This window comes from Photobacterium profundum, from assembly GCF_003026285.1.
Taxonomy (GTDB): Bacteria; Pseudomonadota; Gammaproteobacteria; order Enterobacterales; family Vibrionaceae; genus Photobacterium; species Photobacterium profundum.
In genome coordinates this window covers 1-1,018 of the sequence record NZ_PYOD01000041.1, presented here as the reverse complement: position 1 = coordinate 1,018, position 1,018 = coordinate 1, and the positions used below count along the sequence as shown (strand labels likewise).

The 1,018-nt window shown below is 45.2% G+C and carries 1 protein-coding gene; it reads right to left on the bottom strand.

The genetic code is table 11. The annotated features are described in order from the left end of the window. Positions 1 to 941: replication endonuclease (locus C9J48_RS27600; protein ID WP_258191574.1), on the bottom strand; the 941-nt coding region annotated here is incomplete at its 3' end. Positions 942 to 1,018 lie beyond the last annotated feature (77 nt).

The following is a 1,018-nucleotide window of genomic DNA, read 5'->3' as shown; positions in this document are numbered from 1 at the left end:
GCAATACTTTCGAAGCCCTTCAAACGCACAAACATTTCAGCACGTCGAATTTCAGGATTAGAAATCGATTTACCCGCCAACTCATTCAGCGTGAACCAGTTCGATTCGTCCTCAGCATCATAAGCAATGGTGTTTTGCATCATGGATAAGTTGTCTTGATCACGAACGCGACGACGTTGGAGTGAAAAGTTTGAGCAGTAAGATTGACCATGTTTATGAACAATCGTTAAATCACGGGCAACACGTTCAATTTCTAACGCACTGCGTTGACGTAAAGCACGACGCCACCAAAGCTCGTTAGTCGCACGATTAATCAAACTTTGTAGCTCGTTATCTTTTTCTTTTTGTTCAACCAGCTCAGGACGAAACGCCAAGCCGTAATCAGCCAGAATGTCACGCGCCACAGCAAAAGCAGCTTCTGTATCATCAATGGCTGCAACTTTACGCATGACGTGTGCAGACTTAGCTTTTGCAAACTCACATAATTCTTCATCGGTTGAGGTATAACGAAATTCCATTTTAGTGAGACGTTCGTTGGCAGACTCAACAGCGCGAACGGCTTCAAGGTAATCTATTTTTTTCGTCATGTTGATAAAGGCACGCGTCATCACCGGTGCAAATTCACGGTGTGACTTACAGGCATCGAATGCGCGGACAACCCAACTTTTATCAGGCGTGCAAAACGTCTTCTTTGAATTGTCATCTGAACGCGGGACTAAGTGAGGCTGGGGCGCGGCATAGAATGGATTGATACCAAACTCATCAGTGAAGATGGACGCGACCACGTTATAACACTCTGGCATTACCGCCTGAGTTGAACCAGACTTGAAGTGACAAGGTAACGTTTTGGTTTCAGTTAGCTTAAGCGATTGACTACGAGCGTAGTTAAAAGCTTGATTGCTTAACTGCTGTTGGGTTGAGTATGGCGAGTGATTCATCATGAGAAGTCCAACGCTTACTTGATTGACTGGATTGAACCAGACCAGAAAGAAAACGTGCGACCCGCAAGAACCTCAGC